Source organism: Nosocomiicoccus ampullae (genome assembly GCF_019357495.1).
Taxonomy (GTDB): domain Bacteria; phylum Bacillota; class Bacilli; order Staphylococcales; family Salinicoccaceae; genus Nosocomiicoccus; species Nosocomiicoccus ampullae.
This window is the reverse complement of record NZ_CP079110.1, coordinates 965,924-984,621: the sequence shown is the minus strand read 5'-3', so window position 1 is coordinate 984,621 and position 18,698 is coordinate 965,924. Positions and strand designations below refer to the sequence as shown.

Genomic DNA, 18,698 nt, shown 5'->3' with positions numbered 1-18,698 from the left:
CTCATTATAAAAGGAAGTGTCTTTATTTATTAGAAAAGCATCATTGCTACAATAATTATAATTGGAAGTGAGATCGCTGTTCTCATTAAGAAAATAAGAAACATTTTTCCAATACCTAGTGGGATTTTTGAGCCTAAAATTACTCCTCCAACTTCTGATAAGTATAGAAGCTGTGTAATACTTAACGCTCCAACAATAAATCTCGCCATTTCTGATACTTCACTACCGATGACCAGTGTCGGTAAAAACATATCTGTAAATCCGATAAATAATGTTTCAGATACAGCTTTAGCATCTGGAATTCCAATCGTTTCTAAAATTGGAACGAACGGTGCACCAATAATACTAAATATCGGTGTAAATTCAGCAAGAACTGTACCGAGTGTACCAACGGCCATAACGACAGGTAGCACTGCAAGCCACATATCTAGTACAGTTTTATAACCATCTCTTACAATCTCAATAGGACCATCTGCTTTTTTAGCCGCTTCAATCGCTTGCTTATACCCCCAAGATAAAGTCGTTTCACCGTCAGGAATCTTTTCACTATATCCGTTATGTTCAACGTAATACGTATCATCAATTTTAGATAGTGGTGGAATTCGCGGTAGTATAATCGCACACACTAGCCCTGAAAATATAACTGTTGCATAAAACGGTACAAAGTAATTTAACATCTCTAAGTATTCTAAAATTACAATTGTAAATGTGATCGATACGACAGAGAATATCGTCGCAATAACTGTTGCCTCACGTTTTGTGTAAAAACCTGCTTCATACTGTTTACTTGTAAGTAATACTCCGATTGTTCCGTCCCCAACCCATGACGCTAAGTTATCGACTGTTGAACGTCCAGGCAATGTAAAAATCGGACGCATTAAGTTTCTAAATAATGTACCGATAAATTCAAGCAGTCCATAGTTTAAAAGTAGTGGTAGTAAAAATCCAGCAATTAAAAATACAGCAAATAGCGTCGGCAGTAAGTCATAAAAAACTGTACCACCAGTATCTTCAGACGTAATTTGAATCGGTCCGATATCAAATAAGACTAGTATTCCAAATACCGCACCTAATATACGTACAATATTCCAAGCAAAGGATTCGTTAAATAATTGATTCATTAAAGTGTTTTTAGATTTAACAACATAGGAATATATTAAAGAAAACACTGCTGAAATGACCATAATTGCCGCAACGATATAACTAATCGCATTCTCACCAAATAAACTAATAAAATCGAGTATTTTATTGGCGATAAAAGCAACTGGTACTGTGACTTCATTATTTTCATTTTTAATTGGACATATAAAAATAAATATCCCGATTAAAGAAGGGATAATAAATTTTAAATTATTTTTTAGTGAATACATGACAACACCTCTTTATTTTTATAATTATACATTATAATGTTTAAAAATAAAATGAAAATTTAAATAAAAGCTTATTATATTGTCATTATATATCGAACAATCATTTCGTGTTATATTAGTGTAAGACTTTTTGTAAGGTGATTAGATGAATCGAAAGTTAGTTATAATATTTATGTTTACAATATTTTTACTTGGAATTATGGAACTGATTATTTCAGGTTTAATAGAAATGATCAGTAGTGATTTAAATATTAGTTACGGATTAACTGGACAACTGATTACAGTGTACGCTGTGTCATTTGCGGTTTTTGGACCACTATTAATACAAATCAGTGAAAAATTTAGTCAAAAGAAAATGATATTGTATTCATTTTTAATATTTATACTTGGTAATGTTATTTTTATGCTCAGCCAGTCGTTTTTTACACTTGCTATTGGTCGTGTGATTACAGCGATGGGTGCGTCAGTTTTAATTGTTAAGATTTTAGATTTAACTTCACTATTATCTGAAGCACACTTAAGAGGAAAAATGATTGCACTCGTTTACATGGGATTTAGTGCAGCGAATGTTTTTGGAATACCAATTAGCACACTCGTTGGTAATATTTTTGGATGGCGAGAAGTATTCTTTATCATCATTATTTTAACAATTATCGTATCGACAATTTTATTAAGAAAACTTCCAGAAACTTCTCACATTTCAAATATAGACGATGAAAACATCATATTAAATAAAAAGAACGTCGTATTATATATTACGATTACACTACTTGTACTGACAGCAAACTTTAATATTATTGGATATATTTCACCATTATTAACAGAAAATAGTTTTTCATTAAATCAAGTATCACTTGCATTATTTGTTGCTGGCCTTGGTGGAATGTCTGGAACATATTTAGGTGGTATACTCGTTGACAAATTCAACATTAAGCATGCGATTATTACGATGCTAATATTATTTACGACAATGGCAATTTCGTTACCATTTACGTTTAATATACCACTCCTATTTTTTATTGCATTTTACTTGTTTAACGTTTTCCAGTGGAGTACATCACCAATGATTCAGTCAGGACTTGTTAATAGTGTAAAGGGAAGTGCTTCTAAAGTATTTAGCTGGAACATGTCGAGTTTAAACTTAGGAATTGGACTTGGTGCGGTTATTGGTGGAATATTTATCGATAAAATTGTAGTATCATATTTACCATTTATTAGTGCCGTATTTTTAGTCATTGGAATTGTTATTGCGACTCAGCTGACGTATGTAGAAAGTAGGAAGTAGTTTGAAAAGAATTTTTGTTCTAATTATGTTGTCTGTCATATTAATATTCGGTTTAAATTATACTGGATTGTATAATATTGATTTAACAGTCCAGAGCTTAATATACATGATTATATTTTTAGCGATTGTTTCAATGATTTATCGTATTATCTTTAAGTTTATAAAATCATTTGCGAGTTTATTTATAATTGTAATCGTCTTAATTGTTTTATATTATTTCTATGTATACTTTACTGGAAAACCAATTGAATCATTAGATTTAATTAATCAGTACTTGTTTAGTTAAGGAGGCTGTAAATGGAGATTGTAAATATTACCCCGAAATATATCGACGAAGTGCTTAGTCTTCAAAAAGAAGTCTATGATAATCTTGAAGATAAAGAAGTATTAGAAACATTAGGTAGAGAAGACATGCTGACATTATTAGAAAGTGAATATAGTGTTGGTGTGTTTGATGGTGAAAAATTAAAAGCACTTAGAGCATTTTATATACCAAAAATAAATGAAGATGAGCATTTAGCAGATGACGCAAATGTGAGTCGTGAAGATACGATTTACTCAGAGATTACATTTATCCATGAAGATTTACGTGGCAAAAACCTTCAATTAAAAATGGGGGAGGTATTACTAGAAAAGTTACGTAAAGATAAACAGTTTAAATATTTAATAGGTACAGTAATGCCGACAAATTTACCAAGTTTAAAAAATACAATGTCACTTGGTTTAAATATTGTAAACACAAAAATTAAATATGGAAATAAAAGACGTCATATTTTAATGCTCGACTTAGAAAATGAACAAATGCTAAGTGGAGATCCAATTAAAATTAAATATGATGATTTTGATTGGATGCTAGAAAACGGCAAAGACTATATCGGTGTAGAATTAAAAGACGACTATATTACGTATTATAAAAAATAGAGAAGAGTTTTTAACTCTTCTCTTTTTTAAAATAAAACAAACCTCGACTGGTCATCTTTATAATGAAGTTTTACTACAAACGGATACGATAAGCTTGGAGATCCTAAAAATGTATATTGCTGCTCGAGTTTAATATCTCTTTTACCAATCGGATCATATATAATGACAGATTTGTTATTCTTTTCAATCGTAATATATTGACCGCGTGGTTTTTTCACAATATTTGTTACCGTGTAGTCTGAAAACTTTAAAGGGGTATTTTCTCGGTACTCACCTTTTTCAAACTTTGGAATATCTGCTTCATAATAATCATCTTGTAAATTATACGCATGGACAACATCTTGTATTTGTTTACTCAATACGTTATCCGCGATTTCTTTTGGGTTATAATATAATTTTTCCTGTTGATAAACACCAACAACGATGACTGTAATGACCAAACTGACGATTGTAAACCCTGACCACATCGCAGACCGCTCACCTTGTGATGCGTGTTTAACTGTTAAAGTAAATAATGCGAGAGTAATCAAACCGAAAACAATAGCTAAAATCAAGTACGTATTCATTTCATCACCTGAATAGAGTAATAGTTAGATTTTAGATTAAAATGATTTAAAATTCAATATTACTTACTATCAATTGTTGGTTTAACAATAATCTCGACATTTCCTCGGATCGCGTTAGATACCATGCAGTTATTGTCTGCAATTTCTATTAATTTATCGATACGTTTTTCTAATTTTTCAGTATCATCAGTAAAAATAGTCGGATAGTGAGTAATTGTCTCCATTTTAAATTTACCACTCTCACTTAAAGAAGCGGTACCGACAGAGTTTAAAGTAATTTTAACATTCGTAAATCTCGCGCGCTCTAGTGTCGCAGCAAGGCTAATAATGTAACAACTAGATGCAGCAGCAACTAATAATTCGTCAGGATTTGATGCGTCACCCGGACCGCCAAGTTCACTTGGAATCGAAATCTTACCATCGATATGATCAGCTTTAAAATCTCCGATAGAACTCCTACCATTTTCCCAGTTTGTTTGTACTTTAAAATCATGCATAATCATAGAATCACCTTTAAATTTATTTTATTATATTAATGAAAGGAAGTATTTAGATGAAAGTAATATTAAGAACATTATACTCAATTTTATTAATGGGTGCAGGAGTATTACACTTTATTAATCTAGAAGGATTTAGAAGAATCGTCCCATCAGTATTACCTTGTAAGACGTTTATCGTAAAATTTACTGGTGTATTAGAAATACTATTTTCGTTTTTATTATGGGTGAAAAGTAAACACAACATTTATGGAAAACTCATTGCATTATTTATGATTGCAGTATTTCCAGCGAATGTATATATGGCTTTAAAGAAAATACCATTTAAACCAGGCACTGAAGCAAATCCATACGTATTATACGGACGCCTTCCGCTTCAAATCCCACTAATCATCGGAGCATTAAAATTAGGAAGAAGATAAAAACAAAGTCACATAGATAGTGTTTAACTATCTATGTTTTTTTATTGTTATACCATTAATATTTTCTAATGATTTTAAATATAAATGTAAAATACATAAATATTCAGTATAATATTAATTAGTGACATTTTATTGTATGGATAATAATCTATATTAAAGTACCATACGCTATGAAACCTCAATATAATACGATGCATAATACTGGAAATACTGCTTCAGCAAGAAATGAAGCATCGTTCCACAACTATAATAATCTACAAGTCAGTTATCACGTTGCAATTGACGATAAAGAAGCTGTTCAATTAATACCATTTAACCGTAATACGTGGCATGCAGGCGATGGTAATGGTGCAGGTAACCGACAATCAATCGGTATTGAAATTTGCTACAGTATGGATAACGGTTATAGTGGTGCTAAATCTGCACGATACAAGAAAGCAGAGGATAATGCAGCACTATATATCGCACATGTATTAAAGCAGTACGGTTGGGGTATTGACAGACTTAAACGTCACTATGACTGGTCACGTAAAGACTGTCCACATAAAATGCACGCTACTAATAGTTACCAAGCGTTTAGACGTAAAGTACAACGATATTTAGACCAATTAAATGGTAAGAAAGTTACTAAGGCTAAATCTAAAAAAAGTGAGTAAAAAGAAAACAACGATTAAACCTAAATCTAAAACAATCTCACAACTTGCAGTTGAAGTATTAGCTGGAAAGCATGGTAATGGAGATGCACGTAAACGTTCTTTAGGTAGTAACTATGCTAAAGTTCAGACAGAAATCAATCGTAGAATGGGCGTTAATGTGCGACCGACATCTAAGTCGGTCGCAACAATTGTGAACGAAGTTATCGCAGGCAAATGGGGTAATGGTCAAGATAGATTTAATAGATTGAAAAGAGCAGACTACGATCCAAACGTAATTCAGCGTGAAGTGAATAAGAGATATTAACAAAGGGAGCTGAAATGCTCCCTGTTTTTATTTATAACCGAATGTATGTTCCTATATATAACTTTGTGATATAATATAAATGTGTAGTTAAGCTGTTAGTCACCTCGCTAACAGCTATTTTTGTATAATTTTATTGCTTATTGAACTGCTTACAGTTAAAATGTGTATAACTACACACTGAAAGAGGTTAGGGGAATGAACCAAATCGAAGATTTAAAAATCTTTTTAAATGAGTTATCACAAAGAACCTTGGAATTTGAGTTAGAGTTATTTTATTTTGGGCATTTTAATAATTTAGATTTAAAATACGAGTGTAAAGAAGTTAATATAGATACTAAATTACAAGACTTTTTAAAGTCTAATATTATCGATAATTTAAACAGGTTAAAAGTAGAAGATGAGTTTTATTTTACTAATTATAACAATGAATTCCACGTTAACGAGACTTTACCAGTTATTAATATTGATGAATTTGAAAGTATAAAAAACAATTTGGAATTAATATATAAATCGATGTCTGAAAATAAACTTGATATGAAAAATGCCTCTTTTCATTTGTTAAAAATTCATTGCACATCAAAAAATGAATGGTGTTATTTTGGTTATTATAGAGGAGAAAAAGGTGCTGGAAGAAATAAAAAATTAGGTATATTACTTGAAGAATATAAAGAAGTAACCGAATCAGTCATTGAAGTTGGTGGTTATATAAGTTTTATTATATATAAAAATTATATAATTGTTAATAATCCACAACATTTTGAATGGGCGTTTAAGTATAGTGAACACATAGAAATGCAAAGAGATAGTAATATTGATAGAATAGTTAATCAAAATATTTTTGCTAACCAAAGTTCGATTGATTACTTTAGGAGTGAAGCTACTAAATATGTACGCTCAAGATCAATGGCTCAAATATCTGAGGATACTTTAAGTGATTTAAAAAGTCATTTTGACGATAGATGTAATGAATTAAAAGACATAAAAGATGCAATGGAGAAACGCCCTAGTTCAGTAGATAGTTTAAAAAAGGAGTTAGACATTGTTTATGATTTAATGAAGTTTATTAATTTCGAAAACAATACAATTGAAATTAAAGAGAGTGATAAGAATGATTTAACTCCAGTAATTTATTTATTTCAAAACAAAATTGTAACTTCTTATTTGACGCAAAAAATTCAATCAATAATTGGATATAGAGAAGAGTGATTAATAATCGAATCTAAGAAGTTGTTTCAATATATTTTATGGTTTGTTGCCTATACACCATTATTAGTTTTAATAATTTATGGTGAAATACGAGATTATTTAGTTACAAAGAACATTTTTGCAAAATATGAAATGGTTATTCTTTTAATAATTATTACGATAATTTATATTGTCACCTATAAACTAGTGCCGACAATTTTTATAAATATGAAAAAGAAGAAAAGTAAAACTACTGATATTATACAAATTAAAAAATATGATAAGATATCAGCGAATGAGTATACATTTTTTGTTCTATCGTTATTGATGCCATTCCTATTCTTAGAGTTTAGAACGCAATTTGATTATTTTGTTTTATTAGTCATCTTGAATTTCATAATATTAATTATGGTTAAAACAGAATATATCATTATAAATCCTATCTTTTTATTTAGTGGTTATAAGATATATTATGCCGTTTTTAAAGATGGAGATAGGATAGTAGAAGGATATATACTTGTAAAAGATAAAAAGGTTCTTAAGAGTAAGAGCACTAGGGTAAATTTATTTGACAATGTATATTATTTATACAATAAATCTTGAATATTAATATAAGGTAATCGCCTTATTTTTAACACCTTAAAGTTATTGGTCAGCATAATTACCTATATATAAGTGAAAGAAGGAATAACAATGAGAATATTCACTGAAGAAGAAATTGAAAAATGGATAGATTATACAGATGAAGAAGTACTTCCAAAAGAAGAATTCTTAGGTCGTTGTTTTGCATGTGGAGAGTTTTTAAATACTGTTGAATTACCAGAAGGACCAGAGAAAAAAATAGTGTGTTTGAGAGATAGGGGCTATTTTATAGATCAGTATGAGTTTTTGGTAAAAGATGGAGAAATTTAAAATATTAAATAAATATGATTTAAAAACTTTTATATTAAAAATGAAAACAAATAAGTTGGATGATTTAATTAGAATTCCACAAGAATATTACTATACTCAAAATTTAGGAGCAGATTCATTACTTATATAAAATTATTCAGTTACTTTTAATATAATATTATCTAGTTTACTATCTTCTTATTATCATTAATTTATGAAAAATAATATATCTAGGAACAGCTTCAGTATCCGTACGCGGACTGTTTGCGAAAGACGTCTATATTATAGGCGTCTTTTTATATGGTATAATATATTTAATAGGACTGCTCGCACCTCTCAATGATGTGTCCCAGTAGCAGACGTTTTGGGGTAGCTATATGCTACCTCTTTTTTGTTTGCATAAAAATAAGCACCCACATTCTTATGCGAGTGCTAAATACAATCTATTTTGTACCTATATTTTTGCCCCAATTTTGCCCCAATTTCAAATATAAATAGGGGTAAATAAGGGTATTATGTTAATATTTAATATAAAATAAAACCTCCACAAACATTGATTTAACAACGTTTGTAGGGTGATTGTAGAAATTAAGTTGTTTATCTTGAATAGTACTCAACGATTAATTGTTCGTTAATTTCAGCTGATAATTCGCTACGTTCTGGTAGACGTACGAATGTACCTTCTAATTTGTCTGCATCGAAGTCTAGGTATTCTGGAACGAAGTTATTGAATTCTAGAGCTTCTTCAATGATGTCTAATTTTTGTGATTTTTCACGTACACCGATTGTTTGACCTGGTGAAAGTTGGTAAGACGGAATGTCTAATACTTTACCATCAACAGTGATGTGTCCGTGGTTTACTAATTGACGTGCTTGACGTTGAGTTTTTGCTAAACCTAAACGTAATACTACGTTGTCTAAACGTGAAGCAAGTAAGATCATGAAGTTTTCACCGTGGATTCCTGGCATGTTACCCGCACGGTCGAATAGTGAACGGAATTGACGTTCGTTTACTCCATGCATGTAACGAAGCTTTTGCTTCTCTTTTAATTGTAAACCATATTCTGAGAGTTTAACTCTTTGGTTTGGTCCATGTTGCCCTGGAGCGTATGGACGCTTTTCTAATTCTTTACCTGTGCCTGATAATGAAATACCTAGGCGACGTGACTTTTTCCAAGTCGATCCTGTAAAACGAGCCATTATTGACTCCTCCTTAATGATTTATTTATATGCAAATAACATCATAAGGGGTAGTTACTTCTATGGGTATGTGATTCAAAGTGTCTTCGCCTCATAGCATTGGTTACACAACACATCGCAACCGCTAATCACATAAGGTCATAGAATAATTACCTGCTACTTATATTGTTCATTTACACAATTTAATATATTACGTGAAATGACTACTAATGTCAAGAGAAGAACTAATTATATATATTTTTTAATAATTTCAACGACCTCGATTAATCCGACTCTATCTTTCTCTTCAAATCGTTCGTAAATTGGTGAATCGATATCTAATACACCGATGCCTTTTCCATCTTTATAGATTGGTAAGACGATTTCTGATTTGCTATTTGCGTCACAAGCGATATGTCCTGGAAATTCGTTGACGTCATCAACGATAAAAATATCATTCCCACGATATGCTGTGCCGCACACTCCTTTACCAACTTCTATTGTTGTACATGCGGGTTTTCCTTGGAATGGCCCGAGGATGAGTTGTTCTTTATCTTCATCAAATAAGTAAAAGCCCACCCAGTTAATGTTTTCTAAGAAGTGATCGAGTAGTGCAGATGCATTTGCAAGGTTTGCAGTTACGTTTAAATTCTCTTCAAGTAACGCATCGAGTGCTTGGTGTAATTCCTCGTATGATTGAATAGGTGTATTATCAAACATCGTATTGCCTCCTAATAATGTGAATATGAATTTTGTATATTTTTAAAAATTATACCGTTTAATGTTTTTTCTTTCAAAGATTTAGTCTATAATAAATTATAAGTTAGGGAGGGTAATTGTATGTGGATTTATTTATTAATTGGACTGATTATCCTTGTTATTATCGTAGTCGGGGTTTTATTTTATTTAAGAAAGTCTAAACAAGAAGAAGTTTCAAAAGAAAAAGAACGACTACAACAAGTAATTCAATTACCATTCCATTTAGATTTAGAAAAATTTAAATCTTTTAATCTACATGGAGAGGCTAAAGAATTATATGAACAATTGGATGGCCGCTGGAAAGACACATTAAAAAACAACAAAATGCATGCTGAAAGTAACTTTGAAGCAGCAGATGAGAATTTAAAGAAGTTTAAATTTAGTGATAGTAAACAAAATGAAGATCATGCAGTTCAGCACATCGATAATATCGAAACAATGTATGATGAGTTATCATCTGAAATTTCATCTTTTGTAAATCAAAATGACGAAAGTCGTAAACTTTATGATGAGTCTGTAGACCTACAACGAGAAGCAAACCGTGACGTTTTAGCAGATGGTCATAAATTTGGTGATTCTAGAAAACCGTTAGAGTCTTTAATTAATTCATACGAACCAGAATTAGAAAAGTATAGCTCTCTTGTAGATAACGGAGATTATAATGAGGCATATAGTCATATTTCTGATGTACACGAAGAACTCGTGAACTTAAAAGAAAGTATGGAGAGAATCCCTTCATTAATTAAAGAAGTTCAAAAAGACTTACCGACACAGTTTCAAGAAGTACGTTATGGCTGTAGAGAGTTGAGATTAGACGGATATGACTTAGAACATATTAAAGTTGATATGACACTTTCACGCCTACGTACAGAATTAAATTTAATCGAGCCAAAAATTGCGAAGTTAGAATTAGAAGAAGCTGAAGCAGATTTAGATCGTATTAACAATGAACTTGATGATATGTTTGACTTAATCGAACACGAAGTTGAAGCTAAAATTAAATACGATGATTTAAAAGATAAAGTTACCGACTCATTGTTTAAAGCAAAAGATACTAATATGTCACTTCGCACAGAAATTAACTTTATAAAAGAATCTTATTACATTAATGATAGAGAAGTTCAGACGATTCATAAGTATGAACATGAAATTGAAGAACTCGTCACAATGTATTCAGGTATTGAAAACGAAGTGAATAAAAACACGACACGTTACAGTAGAATAATTGATAACTTAGAATATATCGATAGTACAATTGAAAGTATTAATAACAAACAAGATGAAGTCCTCGAATATTTACAGTCATTAAAATATGATGAAGAAGAAGCAATCGATAACACAGACTTAATCGATGAGAAAAAAGAAGAGATTATGCATCGCTTAACGACTTCTAACTTAGTGAGAATTCCTGAGCAGTTCATCGTTATGAAACATGAACTGGATAACGAAGTGAAAGAAATCGATCGATATCTAGAGCGCCGACCATTAAATGTGCGTTATATAAAAGAAAAAGTCGACAAGGCAGTTATTCTTTTAAATAACTTCGAGCAAGAAGCTTATGAAGTGATTCATGACGCAGAGCTCTCAGAACTCATTATTCAGTATGCAAACCGTTACCGTAAAGATAATGCTGAACTTGATAGTCATATCGAAGAGGCGACGCGTTTGTTTAATGAAAATCGTTATAAACGTTCATTAGAAATTGCGGAAGAAGCATTAAGTGAAATTGATAAAGATGCAGTTGATCGAATTTTTGAAGCATATGAAAACAGATAAGACTTAGGCGATGTCCTAAGTCTTTTTTATGGTAGGAGAGATTTTTATGATTTATTTAGACAATGCAGCAACGACAAAGCCGTTTAAAGAAACTCTTGAAACGTATAATACTGTCAATGAACAATACTTTTTTAACTCAGCGAGTATCCATAAAGGTGGTCAAGAAGTCAGTCAGTTACTCGAAGCTTCTCGTTCACAAATGAAAGAGTTATTAAATTTAAATGACTATGGACTCATATTTACTTCTGGTGCGACGGAAAGTAATAATATTGCGATACAAAGTACAATTAAACGTAAAATTAAGTTTGGTAAGACAGTTCTTGTATCTGAACTTGAACACCCAAGTGTCATTGAGGTGTTAAGAAATATTGAAGGTATTAATCTTGTCTATATTAATACAAAAAGAGACGGTATTATTGACCTCGAAGACTTAAAAGAGAAAATGAATGACGATGTTATTTTCGTATCAATTATCGCTGTAAATAATATTGTTGGTAGCGTGAATCCTGTAGAAGAGATTATAAAAGTTGTGAAAGAATATAATCGTGCATTTCTACATATTGATGCGACTCAAGCCATCGGAAAAATTGATTTAAATTATAACGGTGTGGATGCTTTAACTTTATCAGCACATAAGTTTTACGGTGTAAAAGGTGTTGGGGCATTATTTGTAAAAGAGGTTGACGCGTTGCAACCAGTCATGTACGGGGGCGGTCATGAGTTAAACGTTAGAAGTGGTACAGTCAATGTACCGGGAATTGTATCAATGGCAAAATCGTTACGACTGGCGATTGAAAACATGAACCGTGCGAGCAAAAATTTAAAGTCATATAATAAAAAAATCACCGATTATTTTAAAGACTACAAAGCGATTTACATTCAGCCGTCACATTTACCGAATTATATTAATATGTCAATTAATGGTGTAAAGGGCGAAGTGATAGTAAATGCATTATCTAAGCACTCGATTTACGTGTCAACAACAAGTGCATGTGCGTCACAGCGTGATGAATTAAACGAAACTCTAATTGCGATGGGCAATAAAAACAGTGTCATCGAAGGAAGTATTCGCATTACGATGGGGCAGTATACAACTGAAGAAGAAGTGGATCGGTTTATAGAAGTATTCGACGAGATTTATAAAGAATTAGGAGATGTATTCATTGAATTATGATTTAATACTCGTAAGATACGGAGAACTTACGTTAAAAAAGAAAAATAGAAAAATGTTTATTGGTAAACTCGTTTCTCAAATTGAACAAGCATTAGAAGGTAAAAGTGTTGTGGTTCGAGCAAATAGAGACAGAATGTATATTGAGTTAGACAATGAAGATGCATACGACATTATCGACCGTTTAAAGCATATAAATGGGATTTTAAGTATGTCACCGATTATTCGACTCCGCAAGTCTGAAGATGAAATGAAGCGAGTTGCTCTAGAATTAGAGTCAACATTTAATAAGGACGATACATTTAAAGTCGAAGTGAAACGTGTGGACAAATCATTTCATTTAAAAACACATGATATCCAGCAACTGATTGGTGGATACGTGGTAAGAGAAACAAATCGACCAGTTAATATTAAACAACCTGACCACACAATTATGATCGAAGTACGTTTTGAAGGAGTATATATGTACAGCGAAGTGTTCGAAGGTAATGGTGGATTACCACTTGGTACAGGTGGTAAAACTGTTTTAATGTTATCTGGTGGAATAGACAGCCCAGTTGCTGGATTTGAAATTATGAAGCGCGGGATTGAAGTTGAGGCAATTCACTATTTTTCACCACCATATACAAGCGAACGGTCGCTAGAAAAAGTTAAAAAACTAGTTGATATTATGGCGGAAAAAACAGGTGTCAGTATTAAGATGCATATTGTACCGTTTACAAAGATTCAAACAGCGATTTACGATAAAATTCCAGATGGTTACTCAATGACAACAACGAGACGGGTGATGTTAATTATTGCTGAAAGACTTGCAAAATCAATCGGTGCTGAAGCGATTGTGAACGGTGAAAACATCGGACAAGTCGCGTCACAAACGTTAACTAGTATGAATACTATCAATCAAGTGACAAATTTCCCAGTACTAAGACCACTATTAACGTATGAAAAAAATGAAATTATTCAAAAATCAATGTACTACGGAACATATGAAACGTCGATTTTACCGTATGAGGATTGTTGTACAATATTTAAACCAAAAAAGCCTAAAACACAACCAAACTTAGAAAATGTCGAGAAATATGAATCTAACATAGATTTTGAGCCATTCATTGAAGAAGCATTAAAAGATATTGAAATTTATCATTCAAATAGTGAAGAAAAAAATTCAAAGTTTAGTGACTTATTATAATTTAGCTGTGTTAAACTAACTAGTACAGATGTTGAAAGGAGATGGAAATATGAAAAGAGTTATTGCATTAATTGCTGCAATTGCACTCCTTATTTCAGGTGTTGTAATGAGCGTATTTAATGTATTTCAAAAAGAACAATTAGATGATTTTTTCAGTAGTTTTTCAGACCAGTCACCCGTCACAGTTTTAGAAGAAGGTGACGCAAATAACCAAATCGCAGTCATTAACATCGAAGGAGTAATTCAGTCTGCTCCGGAAAGTTCAGGGTTTTTAAACCCTACTGCTGGCTATAATCACCAGTTAACAATTGAAGCATTAAAAGAAATTATCGAAGATGACTCAGTAAAAGCTATATTATTAGATGTTAACTCTCCAGGTGGAGGCGTTTATGAAAGTGCTGAGGTACATAAGTATTTAAAAGAAGCAAAAGATAAAGGTAAAAAAATCTACAGTTCAATGGGAACAATGGCAGCTAGCGGTGGATATTACGTATCAGCGCCTGCGGATAAAATCTATGCAAGTAATGAAACGTTAACAGGCTCAATCGGTGTAATTATGCAAAGTATTGATTACAGCGAACTTGCAGAAAAATACGGCGTAAAATTTAATACGTATACATCTGGAGATATGAAAGATATGTTATCTCCATCTAAAAAACCATCTAAAGAGGAAAAAGAGTATGTTCAACATATGGTCGATTCAATGTTTAGTGACTTTGTAAAAGTCGTTTCTGAAGGTCGAGATATGAGTGAAAAAGAAGTTCGTAAACTCGCAGACGGTCGAGTATATTTAGGGAACGATGCTTTAGAAAATGGTTTAGTCGATGAGATTGGTTACTATGATGATGCACTAAACGATCTTAAAAAAGAAATCGATGTTGATAACCCACAAGTTTACACGTACGGTCAAGACTTAAATAGCTTATCAAAATTTAGGTTTAAAGCACCGAATATGGTTCAAAAGTTATTTACAGATAACGAGGCATTAATCGTTGAAAACTTATTAAATAAACGTCAAGGTCCAAAACCAATGTACTTATACGAAGAATAGAGGTGAGGTAATGAAAAAAGAAACAGTAATCTTGCAAAAAGAATTATTATATCCTGTTGCAGATACGATTGTACGTCTCATTGCCTACATCATCGATCTCATCGTTTTATGGTCGATTCGTCAAATTGCAGTCATTCCAATTTTAACGATGCTTGGTCTTATGAACAAAAATATAATATTTGATGCGATTCCAGTATCAACTGTTGTATCGACAATTGTATTTTTCACATACTTTGTCTTGATGACATATTTCTTCCATCAAACGTTAGGAAAGATGATATTTGGTATAGAAGTCGTTTCAAGTAAAGGATATAATTTATCATTTATGCAAGTAATATTTAGAGAATTAATTGGTCGATATATCACACAAGCGCTTCTAAATTTACCATACTTAATGATTTTATTTAACAAAAACCGTATGGGTCTTCACGACTTCATCGGAGACACTTTAGTTGTAAACTCTAATGATGTTGAATATACTGTGGATATAGAATCTAACAGAAAAGAAGGGCTGATTTAACTTATGACAACAATTACTTTTGGTGGCAATGAAGTCACATTAGACGGTAAAGCAGTAGATAAAGGTCAACAAATTGAAAGTTTTAAAGTTGTAAACAATGAGTTAAAAGATGTTGAACCGTTAAAAGAGTTTAAAGGTACAAAAAAGCTAATTAGTGCAGTACCTTCACTTGATACGGGTGTGTGCCAAGTTCAAACAAAAACATTTTATAATAAAGTTGCTGATGTTGAAAACACACAACTAATTACTATTTCAAACGACTTACCATTTGCTCAAAAACGCTTCTGTGCAGATGAAGGTATCGATAATGCAGTTACTTTATCTGACCATAAAGATCTTGAATTTGCAAAACAATTTGGTACACTAATGCCAAACTTACGCCTTCAAGCGAGAAGTGTGTTCGTTTTAGACGAAGATGATAAAGTCGTATACTTTGAATATGTACCTGAAGGTACGAACGAACCAGATTATGAGAAAGCAATCGAAGCTTTAAAAAGTATTTAATGAATTGCTATAATAGGACTATTCGAAAGAATAGTCCTTATTTTTTTAGAGGTGAATATTTAAATGGAATTGAGTAATTTAGAGAAGATTTATGAAACACTCGTCAGTAAAACTGATGAAATTAAAAAAGAAACTGATTTATCGAGAATAGAATCGCTGTCACGCGCACTACTTGAAGTGGAAGTAGATGGAACAAAAGCCGAAAAAAGAAAAGCGTTTCAGTTTGCATACTTAAAACAGTTAAAAGATGAAACTATTCAACCGAATCATCAATTAACGCCTGATGTTATTGGGTATACAATCGGATATATTAGTAATGTTTTAAATACTAATAAAGAAGTATCTTTATTAGATGTTGGTAGTGGGACAGGTCATTTATCAATGACGTTAAGTGAATTAAATCCAGAATTAGATTTAAATGGTGTGGAAATCGATCCGACACTCGCAGAGCTCAATGCAAATCTATGTGAGTTTTTAGAAACACATATGAAAATCTATCCTCAAAACATTATCGAACCAAATTTCATTGAAACAGTCGATACGGCAGTTGGTGACTTACCAGTTGGCTATTATCCGGTGCAAGTTGAAGGATACAAAACAGCGTTTAAAGAAGGTAATAGCTTCGCACATCTATTAATAATTGAAGCAGGTATGAACAAAGTTAAAAGCGATGGCATCGGTATTTTTACAGTACCATCAAATATTTTAACTGAAAATCAAGAGACCTTTAAAAAGTATATTAAAGAAGACGTCACATTACTTATGTTTTTAAATTTACCAAGAACAATTTTTAAAGATGAAAAAAGTCAAAAGTCAATTATCGTTCTTAAAAAAGGATATGAAGCCTTACAAAATAAAGATGTCTTAATTGGAGATATTCCTGACTTTAAAAATGAAGCGAGTATGAAAAACTTTTTAAAAACGATTGAAGAATGGAATAATAAATAAAATGTTTAACCTCCTTAAGAAATGGATACTCTGTATAGTACAGACTTTTAAGGAGGTCTTTATTAATGAAATACGATAAATTATATATAGATGGTGAATGGGTTGAACCATCAACAACAGATGTAATTGAAGTTGAAAATCCAGCAACAGAAGAGATTTTTACGACAGTAGCAAAAGCGACAAGTGAAGATGTCGACAAAGCAGTCGAAGCAGCAACTCGTGCGTATAAAGAATATAATCAAACATCATTAGAAACACGTAAAAAATATGTTGAAGAAATTTTAAATGGTATAATCGAGCGTCAAGAAGAGTTTGAAGAAACGATTCGTCAAGAGCTTGGAAGTTCATATAACTATACAAAAACCGCACAAGTTGAGCAAGCAATCAATGAGATTAAAGCAGCTCTTGAAAATGCTGATAAAGTAGATTTTACAGAGCATCACGAAGGATTTGACTTAGTACGTGAAGGTGTGGGGGTTGTTGCAGCAATCACACCATGGAACTATCCATTAAACCAAATCCAAAGAAAATTAACGGGGATTTTATTAGCGGGTGCGACAACTGTTATAAAACCAAGTACAAAAACACCTGTTACAGCTTATTTACTTGCTGAAGTAATCGACAATACAAGCCTACCAAAAGGCGTATTTAACTTAGTTCCAGGATCTGGTAGCGAAGTCGGAGATTCACTGACAGGTCACGAGAATGTTGATATGGTGTCATTTACTGGATCTACAAAAGTAGGAAGAGGAATTTACGAGCAAGCAAAAGAAAATATTAAAAATATTCACCTAGAACTGGGCGGTAAATCACCAAACGTATTACTCCCTAACGGAGACGCTAAAAAATCTGTAAAACAATCGATGGATGCAATTATTAATAATGCTGGACAAGCGTGCTCTGCATTAACGCGTATCATTGTACCTGAATCAAGATTAGAAGAAGTTGAAAGTTACATTAAAGAATACGTTGAAGAAAAAGTACGTATCGGTAGCCCTGAAGATGAAGATAAAACAATTGGACCAGTATTATCTAAACAACAACAAGATAAAATTTACGAATATATTGAAACAGGTAAAAAAGAAGCGACATTACTACTTGGAGGCGGTAAAGTAGAAAGTGAAGACAAAGGTTACTATGTTGAACCGACTGTATTCACAAACGTCGATAATAAGAGTACAATCGCTCAAGAAGAAATCTTTGGTCCTGTATTAGCTGTTATCACTTACAAAGATGTTGATGAAGCACTCGAAATTGCAAATGATTCTAGTTACGGATTATTCGGTGCCGTATTTGGTGAAACAAAAGAAGAAGCATATGAATTTGCGAAACAAATCCGTACAGGAAGTATTCTTGTAAATGGTTCGCCTAGACTCCCTGCAGCTCCATTTGGAGGATATAAACAATCTGGTATCGGTAGAGAAATCGGGTGGATTGGTATTGAAGAATATACAGAACTAAAAGTGTTATATACAGAGTAAATAAATTAAGGGCCTCTACTAAA

Annotated in this window: 21 protein-coding genes; 16 read left to right on the top strand and 5 right to left on the bottom strand. The window is 32.1% G+C overall.

Annotated features, from left to right (window positions below; genetic code table 11):
- Window positions 1–29: 29 nt before the first annotated feature.
- Window positions 30–1,370 carry a YjiH family protein gene (locus KPF49_RS05030; protein ID WP_183672689.1) on the bottom strand — a complete coding sequence of 447 codons (1,341 nt, stop codon included), beginning with the start codon at window positions 1,368–1,370 and terminating at the stop codon, window positions 30–32.
- Between the two features lie 145 nt (window positions 1,371–1,515).
- On the opposite strand from KPF49_RS05030, the gene KPF49_RS05025 reads away from it, so the two are divergent.
- From KPF49_RS05025 to KPF49_RS05015, 3 genes are read left to right on the top strand one after another with little or no spacing between them, the layout of a single operon-like run.
- Window positions 1,516–2,655 (top strand): MFS transporter, encoded by a 1,140-nt coding sequence (locus KPF49_RS05025; RefSeq protein WP_183672690.1) that lies wholly within the window; start codon window positions 1,516–1,518, stop codon window positions 2,653–2,655.
- A 1-nt stretch (window position 2,656) separates the two neighbouring features.
- On the top strand, window positions 2,657–2,941 hold the full coding sequence (locus KPF49_RS05020; protein ID WP_183672691.1) for a hypothetical protein: 285 nt from the start codon (window positions 2,657–2,659) through the stop codon (window positions 2,939–2,941).
- Window positions 2,942–2,952: 11 nt separating this feature from the next.
- Entirely contained in the window at window positions 2,953–3,576 is a 624-nt protein-coding gene (locus KPF49_RS05015; protein ID WP_183672692.1) for an N-acetyltransferase, read from the top strand.
- 26 nt (window positions 3,577–3,602) lie between these two features.
- On the opposite strand, the gene KPF49_RS05010 is transcribed toward KPF49_RS05015, so the two are convergent.
- Both KPF49_RS05010 and KPF49_RS05005 read right to left on the bottom strand, forming a co-directional pair.
- Complete coding sequence (locus KPF49_RS05010; RefSeq protein WP_183672693.1) at window positions 3,603–4,142, bottom strand: hypothetical protein; 540 nt, start codon at window positions 4,140–4,142, stop codon at window positions 3,603–3,605.
- A gap of 59 nt (window positions 4,143–4,201) precedes the next feature.
- Window positions 4,202–4,645 (bottom strand): SACOL1771 family peroxiredoxin, encoded by a 444-nt coding sequence (locus KPF49_RS05005; protein WP_183672694.1) that lies wholly within the window; start codon window positions 4,643–4,645, stop codon window positions 4,202–4,204.
- A 50-nt stretch (window positions 4,646–4,695) separates the two neighbouring features.
- On the opposite strand from KPF49_RS05005, the gene KPF49_RS05000 reads away from it, so the two are divergent.
- From KPF49_RS05000 to KPF49_RS04980, 5 genes are all read left to right on the top strand, one after another.
- Window positions 4,696–5,061 (top strand): DoxX family protein, encoded by a 366-nt coding sequence (locus KPF49_RS05000; protein ID WP_183672695.1) that lies wholly within the window; start codon window positions 4,696–4,698, stop codon window positions 5,059–5,061.
- 170 nt (window positions 5,062–5,231) lie between these two features.
- Window positions 5,232–5,717 (top strand): peptidoglycan recognition protein family protein, encoded by a 486-nt coding sequence (locus KPF49_RS04995; RefSeq protein WP_183672696.1) that lies wholly within the window; start codon window positions 5,232–5,234, stop codon window positions 5,715–5,717.
- Entirely contained in the window at window positions 5,710–6,021 is a 312-nt protein-coding gene (locus KPF49_RS04990) for a hypothetical protein (RefSeq protein WP_183672697.1), read from the top strand. Before KPF49_RS04995 ends, KPF49_RS04990 begins: the two co-directional genes overlap by 8 nt.
- 195 nt (window positions 6,022–6,216) lie before the next feature.
- A complete protein-coding gene (locus KPF49_RS04985) occupies window positions 6,217–7,227 on the top strand; it encodes a Kiwa anti-phage protein KwaB-like domain-containing protein (RefSeq protein ID WP_183672698.1) in 1,011 nt (336 codons plus the stop codon).
- 672 nt (window positions 7,228–7,899) lie between these two features.
- On the top strand, window positions 7,900–8,118 hold the full coding sequence (locus KPF49_RS04980) for a hypothetical protein (RefSeq protein WP_183672700.1): 219 nt from the start codon (window positions 7,900–7,902) through the stop codon (window positions 8,116–8,118).
- A 576-nt stretch (window positions 8,119–8,694) separates the two neighbouring features.
- Here KPF49_RS04980 and rpsD read toward each other — a convergent pair.
- Window positions 8,695–9,297, bottom strand: coding sequence for a 30S ribosomal protein S4 (gene rpsD / locus KPF49_RS04975; RefSeq protein WP_183672701.1), 603 nt, complete (start codon window positions 9,295–9,297; stop codon window positions 8,695–8,697).
- 228 nt (window positions 9,298–9,525) lie between these two features.
- Window positions 9,526–9,996 (bottom strand): GAF domain-containing protein, encoded by a 471-nt coding sequence (locus KPF49_RS04970; RefSeq protein WP_183672702.1) that lies wholly within the window; start codon window positions 9,994–9,996, stop codon window positions 9,526–9,528.
- Between the two features lie 120 nt (window positions 9,997–10,116).
- Here KPF49_RS04970 and KPF49_RS04965 point away from each other — a divergent pair, with 120 nt between their 5' ends.
- From KPF49_RS04965 to KPF49_RS04930, 8 genes are all read left to right on the top strand, one after another.
- Window positions 10,117–11,811, top strand: a complete 1,695-nt coding sequence (locus tag KPF49_RS04965) for a septation ring formation regulator EzrA (RefSeq protein WP_183672703.1) — start codon at window positions 10,117–10,119, stop codon at window positions 11,809–11,811.
- 46 nt (window positions 11,812–11,857) lie between these two features.
- Window positions 11,858–12,985 (top strand): cysteine desulfurase family protein, encoded by a 1,128-nt coding sequence (locus KPF49_RS04960; protein ID WP_183672704.1) that lies wholly within the window; start codon window positions 11,858–11,860, stop codon window positions 12,983–12,985.
- On the top strand, window positions 12,975–14,171 hold the full coding sequence (gene thiI, locus KPF49_RS04955) for a tRNA uracil 4-sulfurtransferase ThiI (protein ID WP_183672705.1): 1,197 nt from the start codon (window positions 12,975–12,977) through the stop codon (window positions 14,169–14,171). The genes KPF49_RS04960 and thiI overlap by 11 nt, the downstream gene beginning before the upstream one ends.
- A 49-nt stretch (window positions 14,172–14,220) precedes the next feature.
- Complete coding sequence (gene sppA / locus KPF49_RS04950) at window positions 14,221–15,222, top strand: signal peptide peptidase SppA (protein ID WP_183672706.1); 1,002 nt, start codon at window positions 14,221–14,223, stop codon at window positions 15,220–15,222.
- A 10-nt stretch (window positions 15,223–15,232) separates the two neighbouring features.
- A complete protein-coding gene (locus tag KPF49_RS04945) occupies window positions 15,233–15,742 on the top strand; it encodes an RDD family protein (RefSeq protein ID WP_183672707.1) in 510 nt (169 codons plus the stop codon).
- 3 nt (window positions 15,743–15,745) lie between these two features.
- Window positions 15,746–16,246: a thiol peroxidase gene (gene tpx, locus KPF49_RS04940; RefSeq protein WP_183672708.1), complete on the top strand. Its 501-nt coding sequence runs from the start codon at window positions 15,746–15,748 to the stop codon at window positions 16,244–16,246.
- A gap of 63 nt (window positions 16,247–16,309) precedes the next feature.
- On the top strand, window positions 16,310–17,194 hold the full coding sequence (locus tag KPF49_RS04935; RefSeq protein ID WP_183672709.1) for a class I SAM-dependent methyltransferase: 885 nt from the start codon (window positions 16,310–16,312) through the stop codon (window positions 17,192–17,194).
- A 65-nt stretch (window positions 17,195–17,259) separates the two neighbouring features.
- The gene (locus tag KPF49_RS04930) at window positions 17,260–18,675 is read left to right on the top strand and encodes an aldehyde dehydrogenase family protein (protein ID WP_183672710.1); all 1,416 of its coding nucleotides are present in this window, start codon (window positions 17,260–17,262) and stop codon (window positions 18,673–18,675) included.
- The last annotated feature ends 23 nt before the right edge of the window (window positions 18,676–18,698 follow it).

Coding starts and splice junctions, on each gene's coding strand:
- KPF49_RS05030 (WP_183672689.1), bottom strand. CDS start 1,370: ATGTATTCACTAAAAAATAATTTAAAATTTATTATCCCTTCTTTAATC.
- KPF49_RS05025 (WP_183672690.1), top strand. CDS start 1,516: ATGAATCGAAAGTTAGTTATAATATTTATGTTTACAATATTTTTACTT.
- KPF49_RS05015 (WP_183672692.1), top strand. CDS start 2,953: ATGGAGATTGTAAATATTACCCCGAAATATATCGACGAAGTGCTTAGT.
- KPF49_RS05010 (WP_183672693.1), bottom strand. CDS start 4,142: ATGAATACGTACTTGATTTTAGCTATTGTTTTCGGTTTGATTACTCTC.
- KPF49_RS05005 (WP_183672694.1), bottom strand. CDS start 4,645: ATGATTATGCATGATTTTAAAGTACAAACAAACTGGGAAAATGGTAGG.
- KPF49_RS05000 (WP_183672695.1), top strand. CDS start 4,696: ATGAAAGTAATATTAAGAACATTATACTCAATTTTATTAATGGGTGCA.
- KPF49_RS04995 (WP_183672696.1), top strand. CDS start 5,232: ATGAAACCTCAATATAATACGATGCATAATACTGGAAATACTGCTTCA.
- KPF49_RS04985 (WP_183672698.1), top strand. CDS start 6,217: ATGAACCAAATCGAAGATTTAAAAATCTTTTTAAATGAGTTATCACAA.
- KPF49_RS04980 (WP_183672700.1), top strand. CDS start 7,900: ATGAGAATATTCACTGAAGAAGAAATTGAAAAATGGATAGATTATACA.
- rpsD (WP_183672701.1), bottom strand. CDS start 9,297: ATGGCTCGTTTTACAGGATCGACTTGGAAAAAGTCACGTCGCCTAGGT.
- KPF49_RS04970 (WP_183672702.1), bottom strand. CDS start 9,996: ATGTTTGATAATACACCTATTCAATCATACGAGGAATTACACCAAGCA.
- KPF49_RS04965 (WP_183672703.1), top strand. CDS start 10,117: ATGTGGATTTATTTATTAATTGGACTGATTATCCTTGTTATTATCGTA.
- KPF49_RS04960 (WP_183672704.1), top strand. CDS start 11,858: ATGATTTATTTAGACAATGCAGCAACGACAAAGCCGTTTAAAGAAACT.
- sppA (WP_183672706.1), top strand. CDS start 14,221: ATGAAAAGAGTTATTGCATTAATTGCTGCAATTGCACTCCTTATTTCA.
- KPF49_RS04945 (WP_183672707.1), top strand. CDS start 15,233: ATGAAAAAAGAAACAGTAATCTTGCAAAAAGAATTATTATATCCTGTT.
- tpx (WP_183672708.1), top strand. CDS start 15,746: ATGACAACAATTACTTTTGGTGGCAATGAAGTCACATTAGACGGTAAA.
- KPF49_RS04935 (WP_183672709.1), top strand. CDS start 16,310: ATGGAATTGAGTAATTTAGAGAAGATTTATGAAACACTCGTCAGTAAA.
- KPF49_RS04930 (WP_183672710.1), top strand. CDS start 17,260: ATGAAATACGATAAATTATATATAGATGGTGAATGGGTTGAACCATCA.